Origin of the sequence: Oceanobacillus profundus, from assembly GCF_003515705.1 — a bacterium.
Classification (GTDB): Bacteria; Bacillota; Bacilli; order Bacillales; family Amphibacillaceae; genus Oceanobacillus; species Oceanobacillus profundus.
Genome location: NZ_QWEH01000061.1, coordinates 1 through 1,071 on the forward strand (window position 1 = coordinate 1; position 1,071 = coordinate 1,071).

Below are 1,071 nucleotides of genomic sequence, written 5' to 3' on the forward strand. Positions count from 1 at the left end.
GACCGTTTGTCAAATTAAGTGCAACAGTTCTTCTTGAAACGCTTCGTGAGTAGTTTTCCAATTCAAACATTTTCTGGGTCTATTGTTGATTAGTGACAGTGCATGTTCTAATTCTTCGTCTGAGACTTTAGCCAAATCGGATTTCTTAGGGAAGAATTCTCGTAAAAGTCCATTGGCATTCTCATTGCTACCCCGTTGCCATGAGGAATAAGGTTCGGCAAAATACACTTGAATGTCTGTATCCTGCTCAATAGCGCTGTAACAAGCAAATTCCTTACCTCTATCTACCGTAGCGGTTTGAAAGGAGCCAGGCGGCAATTTTTCGTTCAGTGTTCGAATGGCTTTCTCCATGGAGATAGAGGTTCGGTTAGGCATTTTTAACGCAATGTACCATCTCGTTTTACGTTCAACAAATGTAGCGAAACATCCTTTACTCTTTCCACGGCTGGAAACAACACTATCTAATTCCCAGTGACCAAAAGCCTTGCGTTTTCTAATTTCTTTTGGTCGTTTTGTAATGGAGGTTCCAACATTAAAGCGTCCCCTTGTTTCTTGAGGTTTTTGACGTTTTCCTTTGTGGCGAAGAACACTCAAATCCTGATCAACTAATAACCCTTGATATATCCAACGATAGATTGTTTTAAAGCTTATTGATCCTTGGAATAATCGTCCTACAATTTGTTCTGGTGACCAGGTTTGCTTCAATTTTTCGTTAATAATTTCAGCTAGTTCCTGAGACCATTTACCAATACGTCCACAATGCAATCTGCGCTTGTCATAGCTTTCATGAGCATTTTCAGATTGATAGGACCCATCTTGTGAATTGCGTTTTAATTCCCTTGAGATGGTAGATGGCGAACGTCTAAGTTTTTCAGCAATGGTGCGAATAGATTTTCCTTGATCATATAGCGTTTCTATACGTGTTCTTTCAAATATGGTAAGATGTTGGTAGCTCATAACAGACCTCCGTGTATGTGTTGGTGTGGTTACTTACATTTTACACGAAGCTGTTATGGGTTGTTTTATTTTAACCACATTTTTTAGGTGTTGCACTTAATATTACAATTCGTC

The 1,071-nt window shown here is 39.1% G+C and carries 1 protein-coding gene; it reads right to left on the bottom strand.

Going from position 1 to position 1,071, the window contains the following annotated elements:
* Nucleotides 1-9 precede the first annotated feature (9 nt).
* Complete coding sequence (locus D1B32_RS23555) at nt 10-957, bottom strand: IS30 family transposase (RefSeq protein ID WP_118890508.1); 948 nt, start codon at nt 955-957, stop codon at nt 10-12.
* Nucleotides 958-1,071: the final 114 nt, after the last annotated feature.

Bases quoted from the DNA above. Each gene is read 5' to 3' on its own strand.
- D1B32_RS23555 (WP_118890508.1), bottom strand. From the start codon at position 957: ATGAGCTACCAACATCTTACCATATTTGAAAGAACACGTATAGAAACG.